Consider the following 20,295-nt stretch of genomic DNA (forward strand, 5'->3'; position numbering starts at 1 on the left):
AATGCTCGTTCTGACTGTCTGTCGCGTTCGCCACTGGCACCTTGTCCGATCTGGTTGCGGCCCTCGGCATGGGTTTAGCACGTCGCCGCAGGCTGGACGAGAGCCAGGGACGGTCAGGCGTTTCAGTGTGTTGCAACATGGTTCTTCTACGTGGGGAACAACAAGACGGATCATCCGTGCAGAGGTTTTCCGGCCTCGGCGTCACCGATGCCGTCGGACCATAAGGCGGGGGGACGACACGAACCTGCGGTCTGTGGGCGCCTTTTTGCGTAAGATCAAAGACGAAAGAGATACAGCGGCCCAATCCTGTGATAAGCTACGCGAACAGGAGATGAACCATGCTGGATATTAGCACATACAAGATTGCCCAGGTCGTGTTGATGGCGCGCGAACTGGAGCGGGCAGAGCCCGAGCTGCGCGCCTTTATCGAGCGGCTGACCGAGGAGGAACAGGCCAGCCTTGTGGCGCTGATGTGGATCGGGCGCGAAAGCTTTACCTCGGACGAACTGGAAGAAGCCAAGCGCACCGCCAGGGACGAGGCGACCACGCCCACTGCCGATTACCTGCTGGGCACGCCGCACCTGTCGGACCATCTGGAAAACGGGCTGGACGAGCTGGGCATTTCCATCGTCGACGACGAGGACGATCTGGTGCGCGGCGGCTGATCGCGCGAATCGCGGTTAACGCACTGTTTTTGCGGAAAATTTACTTTCGGTAAAACGTCGGTATCGCGTCGGTATGACATCGGTGCGTCCGGCGGTGCCGGGTGGGGTTAACAGGGCGCGCGTCCTGCCGGTACACCCCGTTCGCCCGGCGTGGCAGCGTGACGGCTTGGCCCTCTGCCGGATTCATGGCATGGCGGGCGGGTGCAATATTTCAAACGTCACCGGACCTGACTTCATGATCAAAGAGCTTTCGCCCTCGGCGGTTTACATGGGATTGCTGGCCGCCTTCGTGGGCTATACCGCGTCTTTCGCCATCGTTCTGGCCGGGTTGACCAGCATGGGCGCGAGCGAGGCACAGGCGGCGACCGGGTTGTTTTACGCCACGCTTGGCATGGGGGTGTGCAGCATCGTCTTGCCCGCCGTCACGCGGGTTCCGGCGGCGGTGGCGTGGTCCACCCCCGGCGCGGCGTTCATGGCGGCCAGTGCCGCTTTGCCCGGCGGTTTTGCCGAGGCGGTGGGCGCGTTGATCTGCTGTGCGGTGTTGATCCTGATTACCGGGATCGTCCGGCCCCTTGGCCGTCTGGTGGCGGCAATCCCCAAGCCGGTGGCGAACGCGCTCCTGGCCGGGGTGCTGTTCAAGCTGTGCCTTGCCCCGGCACTGGCCATGGGCAGTATTCCGGGTCTGATCCTGCCGGTGATCGGGGCGTGGATCGTCGGGCTGACATGGAACAAGCTGGCGGCGATGCCGTTGGCGCTGCTGGCCTTTCTGGTGGTGTTTTTCGTGGGCGTGGACATGCCCGATGGCGCGGCGATGGGGCAGGGGGGCTGGCGGCCGGACCTTGGGCCGCTGACGCCGGTGTTCACGTTGCAAGGGTTTGTGTCGGTCGCGATCCCGCTGTTTCTGGTCACCATGGCGGGACAGAACATTCCCGGTTTCGCGGTGCTGGAAATGCATGGCTATGAGTTCAGGCGCCAGCCGTTGCTGCGCCAGACCGGGCTGGCCAGCCTGTTGATCGCGCCCTTCGGGGCGATCCCGATGAACATGTCGGCGATTACCGCCGCGATGATGTCGGGCGAGGATGCCGGGCGCGACCCGTCGCGCCGGTACTGGGCGGCGATCGTTTCGGGGTTGGGGTATGTGGTGCTGGCCTTTCTGGCGGGGCCGGTAACGGCGCTGGCCACGCTGGCCCCGAGCGAGCTGATCACCGGTATGGCGGGGCTGGCGCTGATTCCGGCGCTGGTGGGATCGCTGCGCGGGGCGTTTTCGGACCCGGCCCAGACCGAGGCACCGGCGCTGACATTCCTGATCACCGCCAGCGGCATGGTGATGTGGGGGATCAGCGGCGCGGTCTGGGGCGTTGTCGCCGGGGTTCTGCTGTGGCTGGTCAAACAGGCGTTTCGCAAGGGTTGATTGCGGGCCGGGGGCCGGTGCGTTTGCCCGGCCCCCGGTTTCTGGTTCAGGACAGGTGGTCGACCACTTGCAGGTGCTGCGCCAGTTTGTCGACCTCACCCAGGAACCGTTCGACCAGTTTCGGATCGTAGGGAGCGGGGTGAACGCCGGCGGGAATCTCGCGGTTCAGCACCGCTTCGACGGCGAGCGATACGGGGATCGACACCAGCCGCGCCATGGCGGTGCCGCGCTCGTCGCCCCATGCGTCCATCACGTAGGTCTTGTGCCACACCGGTTCACCATTGTGTTCGGCCTTGAGCGACACGCACAGCACCACGCGATCCGGCTCGTCCTCGTCATAGGCGTTTTCGTCCCAGAACTGATCGGACATTTCCTTGAGCCGGGCATCGCCGGCCTCGCCCTCCAGCGTTTCGATTTCGCGGAAGATGTCGGACCATGCGTCTGCCCAGCCGTTCAGGCGCAGGGTACCGCGGACGAATTCCTTGATCCGCCATGAGGAATCAAAGCGGTAATCCTCGATGAAGGGCACGGAATCGCGGTTGGGGTAGACCTCGAAGGTTTCGGGCGTGGGCAGCGGGGCGCTGTAGCTTGAAATAGCGTCCCACGGGCGCGCGACGTTGAGTTCCGAGTAGTCCCGTACCGAACGCGAGGGAGAGCGCAGCGCCTTGAGCACGCCAAGGGGCGACCAGCTGAATTTATAGCGGAACGGGTTGGGGTGTTTGGGAATGCCGCCGCAATAGGAGATGAAGCTGATGTCATTGGCCGGACTGAACGCGTCCGAGGCGCGGTAATCGGCCACGAGGTAATGCGCCATCAGGTGGTCGATGCCCGGATCGAGCCCCACCTCGTTCACGCAGGTCACGCCGGCATTGCGGGCCTTGTCGTCCAGGGCGCGCATTTCGGGTGCGATGTAGGAGGACGAGACGAAATTCGCCCCGGCCTCGATGCACATTTCGGCCAGCGGAACGTGCCAGTCGCCGGGCAGCATGGAAACCACAACATCGCCCTCGGCCACCTTGGATTTGAGCGTGTCGAAATCGAAGGCGTGGATATTGTCGGTCAGGTCGCCGACGGCGTCTTTTGCCTTGTCGGTTGTCCGGTTCCAGACGGTCACGTCATGGCCCGCCTCGATCAGGCGGCGCAGGCCGGGGATGGCCGACAGGCCGGTTCCGCACCAGTGGATTGTCATTGTTCAGACCTCCTTGATGTTGTCGTTGAATACCGTTTTTGCCCGTGCCCATACGCCGCCGTCCGGATCGTCCAGCGTCAGGAGCGACGGCAGCAACTGGCCCGCGTAGTCCTGCGAGGATTCCAGCGGCAGGAGCGAGGGCAGGTTGTCGATCGCCATCACGTCGAGCGGCGGCGTGTCATGCACGCGGGTGGCGGGCGCGTCCCATGTGGTGGCCTGCGTATAGACCGGCACGGGGTTGTAATCGCTGTCGGGATCGCAGGCCACGTCGCCGATCACCGACAGGCTGCGATCCGCCGTCAGGGCCGATTGCGGCACGAAGACCGGCGTGCCGGGGCGCGCGAAGATGCAGTTGAGGAAAATGTCGTGGCGCAGGATTTCCGGGAACGGCCCGCCGCTGGCGGTTTCGGCCATGTCCCAGCGGGTGGTCTGGACGTCCATCGCCTCGCACAGGTCCGCCGCGCCGGTGCCGACACGGCCAAGCGCGCCGATGACGATGGCACGGGGGCGGGGTTTGCCGGTGGTGTTCAGACGCCCGGCCAGGTCCGCCAGCAGGGCCTCCTTGTTCGGATAGGCCGAGACCGGCGGGCAGGTGCCGCCCTGTTGCTGCGCGGCCCATGTTATCAGGCTGACAGCGCCGCCCGCATAGCCCGCCCAATAGCCGAAGGCGGCGACGCGGCGGCCCTGTTCATCCACCAGGTATTCCAGATCGTAGAGCGTGCCGCCCCCGGCCTTGAACCGTTCCAGCAGCCGGCGGCCCGAATGCTGGCCCTTGAAGGCATGGCCGAACATGATGTGACGATGCGGCAGCGGTGTGTCGTCGTCGGGCAGTTCCTTGAGCCCGAAGACGATTGCATCGCGCGGCGCGTCGGGCCACGCGTTTTCCGGCGCGATGGTGCAGCCCGCATCGCGATAGCCGTCGATGGGAATGATGCGCGTGCGGCTTTCCTCGACCGTCACCTCGATGCCCCTGGCGATCAGTTGCGCCGCGCCTTCGGGTGTCAGGCCGGTGCGGTCTTCGTTGGGGCGTTGTTCGGCGCGGACCCAGAGATGTGTCATGTGGTTTCCTTTCAGCCCTCAGCGCATGAAGCCCTTGGCGCGCACGGCGGCCGCGGCGGGGCGTTGGCGCATCATGTCGAAATGGGCGGCGAGTTTCGGATAGTCGGCGATGGCCACGTTGTCGCCCTCCAGCCAGGTGCAGACGGCGAACAGGTAGGGATCGGCCACGCTCAGCGCCGGCCCCATGGCAAAGGGGGACAGCGGCCAGTTGTCTTCGATGAAGCGGCAGCAGGCGGCCATGTTCTCGCTGACCTTGGCGGTCATGTCGTCGAACGAGGCTTGCTGTGTGGCCCAACGGCTGCCGCGATGTTTGTGCGCGTGGTTCACATGCACGGTGCTGGCCAGGTAATGCAGGGCGCTGCGCATTTGCGCCGCCTGCCACGGATCGTCGGGCACAAGCCCGCGATCCGGTGCAAGGCTTGCGACATATTCGAGGACCGCGCCGGTTTCGGTCAGGATGCCGTGATCGGTGACCAGTGCGGGCACGCGGCCCTTGGGGTTGAGGGCCAGATATTCGGGCTTGGTCTGCTCGCCCCGGGGGAAATCCAGTTGGACGGGTTCATAGTCAAGCCCCGCTTCTTCCAGGGCATAGGCCGAGGCCAGTGCGATGGTGCCGGGTGAGAAAAAGAGCTTCATGATGGGCCTCTCCAGGTGTCAGACGAAGGTGCGGGCATGGGCGCGGTCGGGGATATCCAGATGCGGCGTGGCGTTGAATGCGCCCAGCATCAGCGTGTCATGGACATATTCCAGCCGGTGAACCGAGCTGTTCATGATTTGCAGCATGATCTTGGCCATGCCGCCGTTTTCCAGCCCCAGCGTATGACGCAGGGCCATGCCGATCACCCCGCCCGAGGTGACAATCAGCGTGCGCCCCGGTGCGTTGCAGGCCTCGTCCAGCGCCTCGGTGATGCGCGCGGCGAAGGCCTCGAAGCGTTCGGGAATGCCCTCCAGCCGGTCACGCGCCCAATGGTCGATGACCTGCGGCAGGTGGATGGCGAATTCGGTGGCGTCGCGCGGGGCCGGGATGCCGTGCTGATCCTCCAGCGCGTGGGCGAGCGCGAAGTAGCTCAATTCGTTCAGGCGCGGGTCTTGTGCGGTGATGTCGTAACCCATGCCGCGTGCGGTATCGGCCTGCCGGGTCAGGGTGCCGGTCAGGACACGGTCGAAATGCGGATTGGTATCGCGCAGATGCGCGCCAAGCCAGCCCGCCTGCTGGCGGCCCAGATCGGACAGGCGGTCATATCCCGCCTCGTCATTGGCCTGGGCGTTGGCCTGCCCGTGCCGCACAAGTATGATTTCGGCCACGTTTCAATTCGTCCCGCTGTTCGCTTATCGGCGGCACGTTAGCGCCGTGCGGGCCGGGGTGAAAGATGCGTGAGCGGAAAATATTTCTTGCCGCGCGGCGGCGCCGATAGGAAACCCATCCGCCCCGGTGCGCCGCAAAATTGCGGGGAGGTGTCGGGATTGTGAGACTCCGAAAACCCCTGACATGGTTTATCATGCGCAAGTTCAAGGAGGCGCGCCATGTCCGATACCATCAAGTTCACGCTGAACGGCAAGGAAGTCGAAGCCGAAAAAGGCCAGACGATCTGGGAGGTGGCCAATGGTGGCGGGCTGAAGATTCCGCACCTGTGCCACAAGCCTGCACCGGGCTATCGCCCCGATGGCAACTGCCGCGCCTGCATGGTCGAGGTGGAAGGCGAGCGCACGCTGGTCGCCTCGTGCATCCGCGAGGTGCAGGACGGCATGGTCGTCAAGACCGACAGCGACCGCGCCAGGGCATCCCGCAAGATGGTGATGGAACTGCTGCTGGCCGACCAGCCCGAGCACGACTATGCGCATGACAAGTCCAGCCAGCTTTGGGACATGGCCGAACTGAACGGCATCAGCACAAGCCGCTTTCCCGCGATGGAAAGGGATCGCATCCCGCTGCTGGACGACAGCCATATCGCGATGCGCGTCAATCTCGATGCGTGCATTCAGTGCAACCTGTGCGTCCGGGCCTGCCGCGAAGTGCAGGTCAATGACGTGATCGGCATGGGCGGGCGCGGGCATGACAGCTTTCCGGTGTTCGATTTCGCCGATCCGATGGGCGCCAGTACCTGCGTGGCCTGCGGTGAATGCGTGCAGGCCTGTCCGACCGGCGCCCTGATGCCCGCTACCGTGCTGGACGAGGCGCAGGTGGGCGACAGCGCCGATTACGATGAAGAGGTCCAGAGCATCTGCCCGTTCTGCGGTGTGGGCTGTCAGGTGAGCCTCAAGGTCAAGGATGGCAAGGTGAAATATGTCGAGGGCCTCAACGGCCCCGCGAACGAAGGCCGCCTGTGCGTCAAGGGGCGCTTCGGGTTCGATTATATCCATCACGACCACCGCCTGACCAAGCCGCTGATCCGGCGCGAGGACGCGCCCGCCAAGGGGCTGAATGTCGATCCTGGCAACTGGCAGAAGTTCTTCCGCGAGGCCGACTGGGACGAGGCGCTGGACATCGCCGCCGGGGGGCTGAAGCGCCTGAAGGACGATCACGGCGGGGCCTCGGTGGCCGGATTCGGCAGCGCCAAATGCACCAACGAAGAGGCGTATCTGTTCCAGAAGCTGATCCGTCAGGGATTTGGCCACAATAATGTCGATCACTGCACGCGGCTGTGCCATGCGTCGTCCGTGGCGGCGCTGATGGAGAATGTCGGCTCGGGCGCGGTGACGGCCACCTTCAACGAGATCGAGAATGCCGATGTGGCGATCATGATCGGCTGCAACCCGATCGAGAACCACCCCGTCGCCGCCACCTATTTCAAGCAGTTCACCAAGCGCGGCGGCAAGCTGATCGTGATGGACCCGCGCGGCGTGGGCCTGCGCCGCTTCGCCACTCATATGTTGCAGTTCAAGCCCGGCACGGATGTGTCGATGCTGAATGCGATCATGCATGTGATCGTCGAAGAGGGGCTCTACGACCAGCAATATATCGAAGCCTTCACCGAGAACTGGGAGGCCGAGAAAGAGCACCTGGCGCAATTCCCGCCCGAGAAGATGCAGGAACTCTGCGGCATCCCCGCCGAAACCCTGCGGCAGGTGGCGCGCGATTTCGCCACGGCTCAGGCCGGGATGATCTTCTGGGGCATGGGCGTCAGCCAGCATATCCACGGCACCGACAATTCGCGCTGCCTGATTTCGCTGGCCCTGATGTGTGGTCATGTGGGCCGCCCCGGCGCGGGCCTGCACCCGCTGCGCGGGCAGAACAACGTGCAGGGCGCGTCCGATGCGGGGCTGATCCCGATGTTCCTGCCCGATTACCAAAGCGTAACCGACGATGGCGTGCGCCGTGCCTTTACCGAGGTCTGGGAATCCGGCGATTTCTCGGATCAGAAGGGCCTCACCGTGACCGAGATCATGGATGCCGTGCACGAGGACAAGATCAGGGGCATGTATATCCTGGGCGAAAACCCGGCCATGTCCGACCCGGACGTGGAGCACGCCCGCGATGCGCTGGCCAGGCTGGAGCATCTGGTGGTTCAGGACATCTTCATCACCGAAACGGCGAACTATGCCGACGTGATCCTGCCCGCCTCGGCGTTTTACGAAAAATCCGGCACGGTCACGAATACCAACCGTCAGGTGCAGATGGGCCGCCGCGCCGTCGTTCCGCCGGGCGAGGCGCGCGAGGATTGGGCGATCACGGTCGATCTGGCCAATCGTCTGGGGCTGCAATGGCAATATGACGGTCCGGCGGACGTGTTCGCCGAAATGAAGCAGAACATGACGTCGCTCGACAACATCACATGGCAGCGGCTGGAGCGTGAAAACGCGGTCACCTATCCCTGCAACACCCCCGACGGACCGGGCGAGGCGGTGGTGTTCGGCGATGGCTTCCCGCGCCCCGAAGGGCGTGCACGGTTCACACCGGCCAGCGTGATCCCGCCCGACGACCTGCCCGATGCCGAGTACCCGATGGTCCTGACCACCGGGCGGCAGCTGGAGCATTGGCACACGGGTTCGATGACGCGCCGGGCCAGCGTGCTGGATGCGGTCGAGCCCGAGGCGAACTGTTCGCTTCACCCCTCGACCCTGCGCAAACTGGGCGTCGAGCCGGGCGGCATGGTGCGCCTGACCACCAAGCGCGGTTCGGTCGAGGTGATGGCGCGGGCCGACCGCGCCGTGGCGCCGGACATGGTGTTCCTGCCTTTTGCCTATGTCGAAGCGGCAGCCAACATCCTGACCAACCCGGCGCTCGACCCCTATGGCAAGATTCCGGAATTCAAGTATTCGGCCGTGCGGGTCGAGGCGGTGGGGGCGCAGGTGGCAGCGGAATAATCCGCATTCCGCCCGTCACCCGTGGTCGGGAGCAGCGCCCCCGAACCGTCAGCCCCAGCTGACATCGCCCAGGAATATATATCCTGCACCGTAGATCGTCTTGATCAGGCGCGGGTTCTTGGGATCTTCGCGCAGCTTGGTACGCAGGCGCGAGATGCGTACATCCATCGCCCGGTCGAAACTGTCGCCCGCCGCCCCGCCAAGGGCCTCTTGCATGGCCTGCCGCGAGATCAGGCGCTTGGGGCGTTCGAGAAACAGGCGCAGCACTTCGCCCTCGGCATGGGAGAAGGGCGTTTCCAGCCCTGACTCGTCCTCCAGAACATAGCGGTGGAAATGGGCGGTCCAGCCGTTGAACCGTGCCGTGTCCGAACTCTGTGGCGCTGCCGTGTCGCGGCGCAGGCGGGCGCGCACGCGGGCGACCACCTCGGCGGGCTCGAACGGTTTGATGATATAGTCGTCTGCTCCCAGTTCCAGCCCGGTCACCTTGTCCTGCACTTCGGCCCGACCCGAGATGATGATCACCGTCGCGCCCTGTTCCAGGGCCAGCCGGTGCACCAGCGTCAGCCCGTCGCGGTCGGGCAGCGACAGATCGACAAGGCAGATGTCGGGCCGGGTGGTGCGCAGTGCGGCTTCGAACTCGGTCGCGCGGCCAAAGGCCATGGTGCGAAATCCCGCCTCTTCCAGCGCGTCCGAAAGCATGGTGCGGATGGCTGGCTCGTCGTCGAGGATGGTGACAAGGGGTGCGGTCATGGTTGGGAATCCGATTTGAAGAACGCGTCGAGCTGCGCGGCGGTGAAGGGTTTGCGCAGCACCGGCGCGCAGGCTTTCGCGGCCTGATGCAGCGCGGCGCCGGGTGGCAGAGACGTCATCAGGAAGGCCGGGCAGTGATCTTCGGGCAGGGCTTCGATCAGGTCCAGGCCGGTCTTGCCGCCTTCAAGCGAGATGTCCGACAGCAGCGCCGAAATCTGCGGCACTTCCGTGATCAGCGCCAGCGCCTCGTCGGCGGTGGCGGCTTCGATCACCGTATGGCCCAGATCTCGCAGCATGTCGCGCACCGCATCGCGCAAATCGGGGCTGTCCTCGACCAGAAGGATCATGCCGGGCGTGTCGGCGTCATCGGCGGGCCGCAGCGGCAGGCGCAGCGAAACGCGCCCGCCGGTGTCGGTGTTGGACAGTTGCACACGCCCACCGGCCAGCTTGGTCATATCATAGACCATCGACAGCCCCAGCCCGGACCCTTCGCCGCCCTTGGTGGTAAAGAACGGGTCCAGCGCATGGGCCAGCGCATACTCGGAAAATCCGGGGCCGGTATCGGTCACGACGAATTCCAGCCACGTGTCCTGCACGCAGGCCGCCGTCAGGGCGATCCGGCCTGTTGCACCACAGGCATCGCGGGCGTTCAGAACGAGATTCAGCAGCGAATCCTGCAACATTCCGGGGTCCAGAAGGAACGCCCGCCCGGTGGCCAGATTGTTGACGGCAAAGCTGACGCCATCCGGCAAGGTCGAGCGGGCCAGTGTTTCGAGATCGCCCAGAAAGGCCGACAGATCGGTGGGGGCGGGCATGTGCTCGCGCGGGCCGGTCATGTCGGCGATCCGGTTCAGCAATCCGCCGCCGCGCCGGGCTGCGGCCAGGGTGGCGGTGATCAACTCGCTCGCCTGTGGCCCCAGATCCATCCGCTGCAATTTCGACTGCATCCCGAGGATGATGGTCAGCAGGTTCGAGAAATCATGCGCCAGCCCGCTGGTCAGTTGCGCGGCCATCTCGCGCCGGCGGGTCTGTTGCAGCGCCGACCGGGTTTGTGCCTCTTCGGTGATGTCCATCGACAGAACATAAGTGCCGCCCTGCGTATCGTCGGGGGTAAGGGCCACCCGGATGCGGCGCGAACTGGGCTCGTGCGTGAACTCGAACACCGAGGCCTCGCCGTGGAACGCCCGTTCGAGATAGGGGCGGATCGCGGCATAGGGCTGGGGCGCCAGCGCCTCGTTCAGGTGCAGGCCGATGATCTCGGATTGCGAGCCGGGCATCACCGTGCTGAGGCGGCGGTTGGAATAGGTATAGCACCCGTCGGGCCCGACATGGGCGATATGGGCGGGCATCATTTCGGTCGTCAGCCGCGTGCGCGCCTCCGAGGCGGTCAACTGGCGCTTGGCTTCTTCCAGGGCGGTGATTGTGGCCGACAATTCGCGGTTGGTGGCGGCGAGTTCTTCGGAGTAGCTGAGCAATTGATCCGACAGTTCCTCGGATCGCGTGCGCAGCAGCAGTTCCTGCCGTTTGATGCGGGTGATGTCGGTATAGACCGTCACCCACCCTCCTTCGGGCAGGGGGGTGCCCTCGACGCTGATGGTCCGGCCATTGGCGCGGCGGCGTTCCATGTAGTGCGGTTCGAAGGCGCGCGCCTGTTCGACACGGATGCGCACGAATTCATCCAGGTTGTCCACCTCGCCGTAGTCGCCCCGCTCGGCCAGAAACCCGATCGTGTCGGCAAAGGACGCACCGGGCGTCACAAGCCAGTCCGGCAGATCGAACATCTCCTGAAAGCGGTGGTTGCACACGGCCAGTTGCAGATCGGCGTCGTAAATCGACAGGGCCTGCTGGATCAGGTTCAGACCCGCCATTGTCATGGCGTCGGTTTGGCTGCGTGTGGGCATCGTCGGGGTGTCCTTTTGTCCATGGCTAGCACCGGACGGGGCGGGCGCAAAGCCTGTTTGGCGGCCTGTTACAATTCGTAAGGTTTGCGAAATGTTCAGGAAAAAGTTGACCGTGAGGTTCAAACCAGCACCTTTGATGGCAGGAGGAATCGCCGTCACAAGGCGATCTGTTCGCAATGCGAACATTTGGGAGGATAAAACTTGGCACAGTCGTCACAGGCGGCGGAGGGGCTATGCTCCATTCCGGCGCTTCTTCAGCGGAACGCCAAAGAGCTCGCCGGCAGGCCCGCTTACCGCGAAAAGGAATTCGGCATCTGGCAATGCTGGACCTGGGCGGAGGCCGAAAAGGAAATCGAAGCTCTGGCGCTTGGCCTGATCAATCTGGGCGTGAACGAGGGCGATTTCATCGCGATCATCGGACGCAACCGGCCTTATTTCTATTGGTCGATGGTGGCCGCGCAATCGGTGGGCGCCATTCCCGTGCCCCTGTATCAGGACGCCGCCGCCGAAGAGATGGCCTATGTTCTGGATCATTGCGGCGCCCGCTTTGCCGTGGTCGAGGATCAGGAGCAGGTCGACAAGGTGATCGAGATTCAGGATCGGCTCCACCAGTTCGAGCACATGATCTATGTCGATCCGCGCGGCATGCGGAAATACGATCATCACAAGCTGCACACCTTTGCCGGCATTCAGGATCAGGGCCGTGCCGCCTATTGGGAGTTCATCGAAGACCTCAAGGCGCGCCGCGAAAAGCTGGATTACGACAGCATCTGCGTGATGCTCTATACCTCGGGCACCACCGGCAAGCCCAAGGGCGTGGTGCTGTCCAACCGCAATATCATCGAGGCGTCACGCTCGTCCGCCGAGTTCGACAACCTGACGAAAAACGAAGAGGTTCTGGCCTACCTGCCGATGGCATGGGTAGGGGATTTCATCTTTTCGATCGGGCAGGCCTATTGGTGCGGCTTCTGCGTGAACTGCCCGGAATCCCCCGACACGATGCAGACCGACCTGCGCGAGATCGGGCCGACCTATTATTTCGCCCCGCCGCGCGTGTTCGAGACCCAACTGACCAATGTCATGATCCGGATGGAGGATGCGAGCCGCTTCAAGAAATGGCTGTTCGACGTGTTCATGGAGCATGCCCGCAAGGTCGGACCGGCCATTCTGGATGGCAAGCCGGTCGGCGGCTGGGACCGTCTGAAATACGCGTTGGGCAACCTGTTCATCTATGGCCCGCTCAAGGACACGCTGGGTTTCGGCCGGGTGCGCGTGGGCTATACGGCGGGTGAGGCGATCGGGCCGGAAATCTTCGAGTTCTACCGCTCGTTGGGGATCAACCTGAAACAGCTTTACGGTCAGACCGAGGCCTCGGTGTTCATCACCCTGCAACCCGATGGCGAGGTGCGCAACGATACGGTCGGCATCGCCGCGCCGGGGGTTGAGATCAGGATCGACGAGTCGGGCGAGGTGTTCTATCGCAGCCCCGGCACGTTCGAATACTATTACAAGAACGAGGAAAGCACCAAGAGCACCAAGGACGCCGAAGGCTGGGTCGCCACCGGCGATGCGGGCTTCTTCGAGGAAGGCTCGGGGCATCTGCGGATCATCGACCGCGCCAAGGATGTGGGCAAGATGGCCGACGGCAAGATGTTCGCGCCCAAATACGTCGAGAACAAGCTCAAGTTCTATCCCAACATTCTCGAAGCCGTGGTGTTCGGCCATCAGCGCAACGCGTGTACGGCCTTCATCAATATTGACCTGACGGCAGTGGGCAACTGGGCCGAGCGCAACAATATCGGCTATGCGTCCTATCAGGAACTGGCGGGCCATCCCAAGGTTCTGGACATGATCCAGGGCCATGTGGAAGAGGTGAACCGGTCCCTCGCGGAGGATCCGATGCTGTCGCATTGCCAGGTGCATCGTTTCCTCGTGCTGCACAAGGAACTGGATGCCGATGACGGCGAAATGACCCGCACGCGCAAGGTGCGCCGCGGCGTGATCGCCGAGAAGTTCGGGGATCTTCTGGGCGCGCTTTACGATGGGTCCGGGGACATCTTCACCACCACCGAAGTCACCTATGAAGACGGGCGCAAGGGGTCGATCAGCGCGACGCTGGAAATCCGCGATGCCGCGGTGGTGCCGGTGAATGGCGACACGAAGGTCGCTGCGGAATGATGGTCCGGCACGCGACGCCGGTTGCGCAAGCGGCGCCACCGCCCCGCAGACCACCTATGAGAAAGGGTTGAGCCATGCTTGACATGTCACAGGGCTATACCACCGAAGATGGCCGCAAGATCGGCGGTGTGGTGATGGAGATGAAACATATCACGCTGCGCTTTGGCGGTGTGGTCGCCATTCAGGACATCAGTTTCGATATCCGCGAGGGCGAAATCCGCGCGATCATCGGCCCCAACGGTGCGGGCAAGTCCAGTATGCTCAATGTCATCTCGGGGTTCTACAACCCGCAAGAGGGCGAGGTCTGGTACAAGGGCGCGTTGCGCCCGCCGATGAAGCCTTATCAGGTGGCCCGGCAGGGTATCGCCCGGACCTTCCAGAACATCGCGCTTTTTGAAGGCATGACCGTGCTGGACAACGTCATGACGGGCCGCATTCGCCAGATGGACGCCGGCCTGATGGCGCAGGCGCTCTGGAAGGGCAGGGCCGAGCGCGAAGAAGTGGAAAACCGCGAAGCCGTGGAAAAGATCATCGACTTCCTGGAAATCCAGCACATTCGCAAAACGCCGGTGGGGCGGTTGCCTTACGGTCTGAAAAAGCGGGTCGAACTTGCCCGCGCGCTGGCCGCCGAGCCGTCGATCCTGCTGCTGGATGAACCGATGGCGGGCATGAACGTCGAAGAGAAAGAGGACATGAGCCGCTTCATCCTCGACGTGAACGACGAATTCGGCACCACCATCGCCCTGATCGAACACGACATGGGCGTGGTGATGGACCTGAGCGACCGGGTGGTCGTGATGGATTACGGCAAGAAGATCGGTGACGGCACACCCGACGAGGTGCGCAACAATCAGGATGTGATCGACGCCTATCTGGGGGTGGCCCATGACTGATTCCAGCCGGAACCACGACATTCAGGGAGGATCACAACATGCCTGAGCAGTTAATCTGGGGAACCGAGGTTGTCCTGAACGGTCTGATGGCCGGGGTTCTCTATGCGCTCGTCGCACTGGGCTTCGTGCTGATCTACAAGGCGTCGGGCATCTTCAACTACGCCCAAGGGGTCATGGCCCTGTTCGCCGCGCTGACGCTGGTGGGGATCATGGAGGGGCAGGTGCCCTTCAGCCACCTGATCAACGCCGTGTTCGGCACCGAGGTTCACCATTTCGGCTGGCACGTCCCGGCCTTGCTGGCGATCCTGCTGACGATGGTGGTGATGGTCGTGCTGGCCTGGGCGGTCAACACGCTGATCTTCCGGCATCTCGTCAATCAGGAACCGATCATCCTGTTCATGGCCACCATCGGCCTTGCCTATTTCCTCGAAGGCTTCGGGGACATCATGTGGGGCAGCGACATCAAGAAGATGGATGTGGGCCTGCCGCAGGGCATCAACCTGGCCATCGACGATTTCACGTTCAACATCTTCGATTACGGCTTCTTCATCGACAATCTCGATCTGGTCGCCACGGCGATTGCCGCCGCGCTGGTGTTCTCGCTGATCGTCTTTGCGCAATACACCAAACAGGGCCGCGCCATGCGCGCCGTGGCCGACGATCACCAGGCGGCGCTGTCGGTGGGGATCAGCCTGAACTTCATCTGGGTCATGGTCTGGTCGCTGGCCGGGTTCGTGGCTCTGGTCGCGGGCATCATGTGGGGCACGAAATCGGGCGTTCAGTTCTCGCTTTCGCTGATCGCGCTCAAGGCGCTGCCGGTTCTGATGCTGGGCGGCTTTACCTCGATCCCCGGCGCGATTGTCGGCGGGCTGCTGATCGGCGTGGGTGAGAAACTGTTCGAATTCGCCATCGGCTCGATGATCGGCGGCGCGACCGAAAACTGGTTCGCCTACGTTCTGGCGCTACTCTTCCTCGTCTTCCGGCCACAGGGCCTGTTCGGCGAGAAGATCATCGAGAGGGTATGACGATGACCAAGCTGATCGCCATTGCAAACGTCGTCGCCTGGTCGGGCTTCTGGGCCTTCGGCTATCTCGCCCTGACGGCGGACATCGACAACACCGTGCAGATGGTCACCGCCCTCGTGCTGGCGGCCATCGGCGGAGGGCTGGGAATGCTGGCCTATTTCTGGCTCGTGCACCATTCCGAGGCGACCGGGTATGCGAGGCCCGCCAACCGCGTGCAAAAGCGCGAAGACGATCAAATCCAAGGGGAGGTAATCTGAAATGTTCTATCGTGAAGCCGGTGACTTCAAGACCTCCTATGCCGAGGACAACCAGACATTCCCGATCCGGTTCGACCGCTACCGCTATTACGCGGTTCTGGTCGCGGCCTTTGCCGTGGTGCCCTTCGTCATCAACGACTACTGGGTGAACGCGGTCTTCCTGCCGTTCCTGATCTATTCCATCGCGGCCATCGGCCTGAACATCCTTGTGGGATATTGCGGGCAGGTCAGCCTCGGCACCGGCGGGTTCATGGCTGTGGGCGCTTATGCCTGCTACAAGCTGATGACGGCCTTCCCCGAGGTGAACATCCTGTTCCATGTCGTATTGGCAGGCGGCGTGACGGCCATTGTGGGCGTGTTGTTTGGCTTGCCCTCGCTGCGGATCAAGGGCTTTTACCTGGCGGTGGCCACGCTGGCCGCGCAGTTCTTTCTGGTCTGGCTGTTCAACCGGGTGCCGTGGTTCTACAACTACTCGGCTTCGGGCCAGATCAGCGCGCCCGAGCGTACGATCTTCGGCGTGCCGGTGACCGGCGCCGAAACCGCGCCCTGGGCCGCCTATCTGTTCTGCCTGGTCTTTACCGTGGTCTGCGCCCTGATCGCGCGCAACCTGACGCGGGGCATGGCCGGGCGCAAATGGATGGCGATCCGCGACATGGACATTGCCGCCGAGATCATCGGCGTGAACCCGTTGCGCGCAAAACTCAGCGCCTTTGCCGTCAGCTCGTTCTTCGTCGGCATCGCCGGCGCGCTGTTTTTCGCGGTCTATCTGGGCGCGGTCGAGGTGGGCGAGGCATTCGGCATCAACAAATCGTTCCTCGTGCTGTTCATGGTCATCATCGGCGGCCTCGGTTCGATCTTCGGCAGCTTCGCCGGCGCGGCGTTCCTGGTGCTGCTGCCGGTGCTGCTGAAGAACACCCTGGTAAGCGGGCTTGGCTGGCCGACCGACCTGGCTGCGCATCTGGAATTCATGATCGTCGGCGGGCTGATCATCGTCTTCCTGATCGCCGAACCGCACGGGCTGGCGCAACTGTGGCGCGTCGCCAAGGAAAAACTGAGGCTTTGGCCCTTCCCGCACTAGGGACGGGCCCGAGGAGAAAAGACCGGGGGCCGGAAACCCCCGGCGATTGACACCATCGGAACAACACCAAGGGAGGATATGAACCGATGAAAATGAAACTGATTGCAACTGCACTGGCAGCCGTGGTGACTGCCGCGCCGGCCATGGCGGAACTCGTCTTTCCGTCGCTAAGCTATCGCACGGGCCCCTATGCCGCCGGCGGTATTCCCTTTGCCGACGGTTACGCCGACTATTTCACCCTTCTGAACGAGCGTGACGGAGGCATTGGCGGCGAAAAGCTCGAGGTGCCCGAATGCGAAACCGCCTATAACACCGAAAAGGGCGTGGAATGCTACGAGTCGACCAAGGATCTTGGCTCGCTCGTCTATCAACCGCTTTCGACCGGGATCACCTATCAGCTTATCCCCAAGGTGACGGCAGACGGCATTCCGATGCTGACCTCGGGCCTTGGGCGGACATCCGCAAAGAATGGCGCCGTGTTCCCGTGGGTGTTCAATTTCCCGGCCAACTACTGGGATGGCGCATCCGTTGCGGTCAAACACATCCTTGATCAGGAGGGCGGCGATATCAGCGGCAAGACCATTGCGCTGGTCTATCACAACTCGGCCTATGGCAAGGAGCCGATTCGCACGCTGGAGGAGCTTGCGAAGAAGCACGGCTATGACCTGACATTGCTGCCGGTGGATCACCCCGGTCAGGAGCAGAAATCCCAGTGGCTGCAAGTCCGCCGTGAAAAGCCCGATTATGTGATCATGTGGGGCTGGGGCGTGATGAACCAGGTCGCCATTCAGGAAGCCGTCAACATTCGTTTCCCGATGGACAAATTCATCGGCATCTGGTGGTCGGGTTCGGAGAACGACGTGAAGCCCGCGGGCGAGGGCGCGCATGGCTATAAGGCGCTGACCTTCCACAACCTTGGCGATGATTACCCGCTGTACGACGACCTGAAGACGCATGTCTTCGACAAGGGGCTTGCTGCCGGGGCGGGCGATCAGCACGGAACGGCGATCTATAACCGCGGTCTTTATGCCGCGATGCTGGTGGCCGAAGCCGCGAAGACTGCGCAGGAAATCCATGGCACCAGCCAGATTACCCCCGCGATGATGCGCGATGGCATGGAGGCCCTTGAAATGACCGAAGAGAAGATGGTCGCGTTGGGGCTGCCGAAATTCGGTCCCGAATTCACGGTTTCCTGCGAGAACCATGGCGGGAACGGGTTTGCCGCGATCGGCCAATGGGATGCCAGCGCGGGCGAATGGAAGTTGATCACCGACTACATGCAGTCGGATCAGGAAATCATTCAGCCGCTGATCGAAGCCGACTCTATGGCCTATGCCGAAGAGAGCAATATCACTCCGGCCTGCAACTGATCGCGGCCTGACAAAACGACGGAAGCGGCGGGCTGGCCGCCGCTTCCCACCCCACGCAAGAGGGGTCGCAGATTGCGCGACCCATGATGGAGAGACACATGCTCGACGCAGGACGCACCGACGAGACACTGCTTGAGGTCAACAATATCGAGGTGATCTACAACCACGTGATCCTCGTACTGAAAGGCGTCAGCCTGAGCGTGCCCAAGGGCGGGATCACCGCCCTTCTGGGGGGCAACGGCGCGGGCAAGACGACGACGCTCAAGGCCATTTCCAACCTGCTGCGCTCGGAACGTGGTGAGGTCACCAAGGGATCTATCAGGTATCGCGGTGATCGCGTGCAGGATCTGGTGCCGTCGGACCTGGTGAAACGGGGCGTCATCCAGGTGATGGAAGGGCGGCACTGCTTCGAACACCTCACGGTCGAGGAAAACCTGCTGACCGGCGCCTATACGCGCCGTGCCTCGCGGGGGGATATAGATGCCGACCTGAACATGGTTTACGACTATTTCCCGCGCCTCAAGGAACGCCGCCGCAGTCAGGCGGGCTATACCTCGGGCGGGGAGCAGCAGATGGTCGCCATCGGCCGTGCCCTGATGAGCCGCCCGGAAACGATCCTGCTGGACGAGCCCAGCATGGGCCTTGCCCCGCAGCTGGTGGAACAGATTTTCAACATCGTGAAATCGCTCAACGAGAAAGAAGGCTACACCTTCCTTCTGGCCGAGCAGAACACCAACGTCGCCCTGCGGTTCGCCCATTACGGCTACATTCTGGAAAGTGGCCGGGTGGTGATGGACGGTCCCGCCGATGCGCTGCGCGAAAATCCCGACGTCAAGGAATTCTATCTCGGCATGTCGGATGAAGGACGCAAGAGCTTCCGCGACGTGCGCAGCTATCGCCGCCGCAAGCGGTGGCTCAGCTAAGCCGGGTTTGGATTTGCAAGGCGCCGCCGTCATGCGGCACCCTTCAGAGGAAAGTGATATGTCCAAGTATTTCGACGATCTGGAAACGCGCAGCGCGGACGAGCGCGCCGCCGCGATTGCGCAGGCGCTGCCCCGGCAGATCGAGCGCGCTCAGGCCCTGCCCGGTTATGCGGCAACGCTGTCCGGTGTCGATCCGGCGGCCATTCGCGGCGCGGACGATCTGGCCACGCTTCCGGTTCTGCGCAAATCCGATCTGGGGCGCGCGCAGGCCGCGCATGCGCCGCTTGGCGGCCTGACCACGCGCAATGCTTCGGGCTTTGCCCATGTTTTCCAGTCGCCGGGTCCGATTTACGAACCGGGCGGGGACAGCCACGATTGGTGGCGCATGGGGCGTTTCCTGAAGGCCTGCGGTGTGGGCGAGGGCGATATCGTGCAGAACTGCTTTGGCTACCACCTGACGCCTGCCGGGATGATCTTCGAAAACGGCGCGCGGGCTGTCGGGGCTGCGGTGCTGCCCGCCGGGACGGGCCAGACCGAGCTTCAGGCGCGCGCGGCCCATGACGTGGGCGTCACCGCCTATGCCGGGACTCCCGATTACCTCAAGATCATCCTCGACAAGGCCGCGGAACTGGGGCTCGATCTGAACATCACCAAGGCGGCGGTGGGCGGCGGGGCGCTGTTCCCGTCGCTGCGGCAGGAATACGCGGATCGCGGGATCGCCTGCCTGCAATGCTATGCCACCGCCGATCTGGGCAACATCGCCTATGAATCCGAGGCCCAGGACGGCATGATCGTGGACGAGGGCGTGATCGTCGAAATCGTCACCCCCGGTACCGGCGATCCGGTCGGGCCCGGCGAGGTGGGCGAGGTCGTGGTGACCACGCTCAACCCCGATTACCCGCTGATCCGCTTCGCCACGGGCGATCTGAGCGCGGTGATGGAAGGGGTCAGCCCCTGTGGCCGCACCAATATGCGCATCAGGGGCTGGATGGGCCGTGCCGATCAGACCACCAAGATCAAGGGCATGTTCGTGCGCCCCGAACAGGTGGCCGCGCTGGTGGCCCGGCATGATGAAATCTCCAGGGCCCGCGTCATCGCCACCCGCGAGGGCGAGATGGACGTGATGACCGTCCGGATCGAGGCCGATGGCGGCGATGCCGATACCTATGCTGGATCGGTCACCGAGGCGCTCAAGCTCAAGGGCCGGATCGAGATCGTGGCCAGGGGCAGTCTGCCCAATGACGGCAAGGTGATCGAGGATCAGCGCAGCTACGACTAAGCCGCCTGGCAA

The 20,295-nt window shown here is 63.3% G+C and carries 17 protein-coding genes; 11 read left to right on the top strand and 6 right to left on the bottom strand.

The window, feature by feature from the left end; all coding sequences use genetic code 11:
- Positions 1–338: 338 nt before the first annotated feature.
- Both BUB53_RS09325 and BUB53_RS09330 read left to right on the top strand, forming a co-directional pair.
- Positions 339–665: a DUF3775 domain-containing protein gene (locus BUB53_RS09325; protein WP_073034449.1), complete on the top strand. Its 327-nt coding sequence runs from the start codon at positions 339–341 to the stop codon at positions 663–665.
- 235 nt (positions 666–900) lie between these two features.
- Positions 901–2,076 (top strand): benzoate/H(+) symporter BenE family transporter, encoded by a 1,176-nt coding sequence (locus tag BUB53_RS09330; protein ID WP_073034657.1) that lies wholly within the window; start codon positions 901–903, stop codon positions 2,074–2,076.
- Between the two features lie 46 nt (positions 2,077–2,122).
- Here the strand turns inward: BUB53_RS09330 and BUB53_RS09335 are convergent, their stop codons facing one another.
- The 4 genes from BUB53_RS09335 to BUB53_RS09350 are packed head-to-tail and all read right to left on the bottom strand — an operon-like array spanning position 2,123 to position 5,629.
- The gene (locus tag BUB53_RS09335) at positions 2,123–3,265 is read right to left on the bottom strand and encodes a saccharopine dehydrogenase family protein (protein WP_073034450.1); all 1,143 of its coding nucleotides are present in this window, start codon (positions 3,263–3,265) and stop codon (positions 2,123–2,125) included.
- 3 nt (positions 3,266–3,268) lie between these two features.
- Positions 3,269–4,324 (bottom strand): saccharopine dehydrogenase, encoded by a 1,056-nt coding sequence (locus BUB53_RS09340; protein WP_073034451.1) that lies wholly within the window; start codon positions 4,322–4,324, stop codon positions 3,269–3,271.
- A gap of 18 nt (positions 4,325–4,342) precedes the next feature.
- Positions 4,343–4,960, bottom strand: a complete 618-nt coding sequence (locus BUB53_RS09345) for a glutathione S-transferase family protein (RefSeq protein WP_073034452.1) — start codon at positions 4,958–4,960, stop codon at positions 4,343–4,345.
- An 18-nt stretch (positions 4,961–4,978) separates the two neighbouring features.
- Entirely contained in the window at positions 4,979–5,629 is a 651-nt protein-coding gene (locus tag BUB53_RS09350) for a histidine phosphatase family protein (RefSeq protein ID WP_073034453.1), read from the bottom strand.
- 219 nt (positions 5,630–5,848) lie between these two features.
- Between BUB53_RS09350 and fdhF the strand changes: the two genes are divergently transcribed.
- Positions 5,849–8,629 (top strand): formate dehydrogenase subunit alpha, encoded by a 2,781-nt coding sequence (gene fdhF, locus BUB53_RS09355; RefSeq protein WP_073034454.1) that lies wholly within the window; start codon positions 5,849–5,851, stop codon positions 8,627–8,629.
- 48 nt (positions 8,630–8,677) lie between these two features.
- On the opposite strand, the gene BUB53_RS09360 is transcribed toward fdhF, so the two are convergent.
- Positions 8,678–9,379, bottom strand: a complete 702-nt coding sequence (locus BUB53_RS09360) for a response regulator transcription factor (protein ID WP_073034455.1) — start codon at positions 9,377–9,379, stop codon at positions 8,678–8,680.
- Complete coding sequence (locus BUB53_RS09365; protein WP_073034456.1) at positions 9,376–11,280, bottom strand: hybrid sensor histidine kinase/response regulator; 1,905 nt, start codon at positions 11,278–11,280, stop codon at positions 9,376–9,378. The genes BUB53_RS09360 and BUB53_RS09365 overlap by 4 nt, the downstream gene beginning before the upstream one ends.
- Positions 11,281–11,481: 201 nt before the next feature.
- Here BUB53_RS09365 and BUB53_RS09370 point away from each other — a divergent pair, with 201 nt between their 5' ends.
- From BUB53_RS09370 to BUB53_RS09405, 8 genes are all read left to right on the top strand, one after another.
- A complete protein-coding gene (locus tag BUB53_RS09370; protein ID WP_073034457.1) occupies positions 11,482–13,458 on the top strand; it encodes an AMP-binding protein in 1,977 nt (658 codons plus the stop codon).
- A gap of 74 nt (positions 13,459–13,532) precedes the next feature.
- The gene (locus BUB53_RS09375; protein ID WP_073034458.1) at positions 13,533–14,351 is read left to right on the top strand and encodes an ABC transporter ATP-binding protein; all 819 of its coding nucleotides are present in this window, start codon (positions 13,533–13,535) and stop codon (positions 14,349–14,351) included.
- A 38-nt stretch (positions 14,352–14,389) separates the two neighbouring features.
- Positions 14,390–15,376: a branched-chain amino acid ABC transporter permease gene (locus BUB53_RS09380; RefSeq protein ID WP_073034459.1), complete on the top strand. Its 987-nt coding sequence runs from the start codon at positions 14,390–14,392 to the stop codon at positions 15,374–15,376.
- A 2-nt stretch (positions 15,377–15,378) separates the two neighbouring features.
- Positions 15,379–15,633 (top strand): hypothetical protein, encoded by a 255-nt coding sequence (locus tag BUB53_RS09385; protein ID WP_073034658.1) that lies wholly within the window; start codon positions 15,379–15,381, stop codon positions 15,631–15,633.
- Between the two features lies 1 nt (position 15,634).
- The gene (locus tag BUB53_RS09390) at positions 15,635–16,711 is read left to right on the top strand and encodes a branched-chain amino acid ABC transporter permease (RefSeq protein ID WP_073034460.1); all 1,077 of its coding nucleotides are present in this window, start codon (positions 15,635–15,637) and stop codon (positions 16,709–16,711) included.
- Between the two features lie 86 nt (positions 16,712–16,797).
- The gene (locus BUB53_RS09395; RefSeq protein ID WP_073034461.1) at positions 16,798–18,081 is read left to right on the top strand and encodes an ABC transporter substrate-binding protein; all 1,284 of its coding nucleotides are present in this window, start codon (positions 16,798–16,800) and stop codon (positions 18,079–18,081) included.
- 98 nt (positions 18,082–18,179) lie between these two features.
- On the top strand, positions 18,180–19,004 hold the full coding sequence (locus BUB53_RS09400; protein WP_073034462.1) for an ABC transporter ATP-binding protein: 825 nt from the start codon (positions 18,180–18,182) through the stop codon (positions 19,002–19,004).
- 58 nt (positions 19,005–19,062) lie between these two features.
- On the top strand, positions 19,063–20,283 hold the full coding sequence (locus BUB53_RS09405) for a phenylacetate--CoA ligase family protein (protein ID WP_073034463.1): 1,221 nt from the start codon (positions 19,063–19,065) through the stop codon (positions 20,281–20,283).
- The last annotated feature ends 12 nt before the right edge of the window (positions 20,284–20,295 follow it).

Origin of the sequence: Roseovarius pacificus (assembly GCF_900142665.1) — a bacterium.
GTDB lineage: Bacteria > Pseudomonadota > Alphaproteobacteria > Rhodobacterales > Rhodobacteraceae > Roseovarius > Roseovarius pacificus.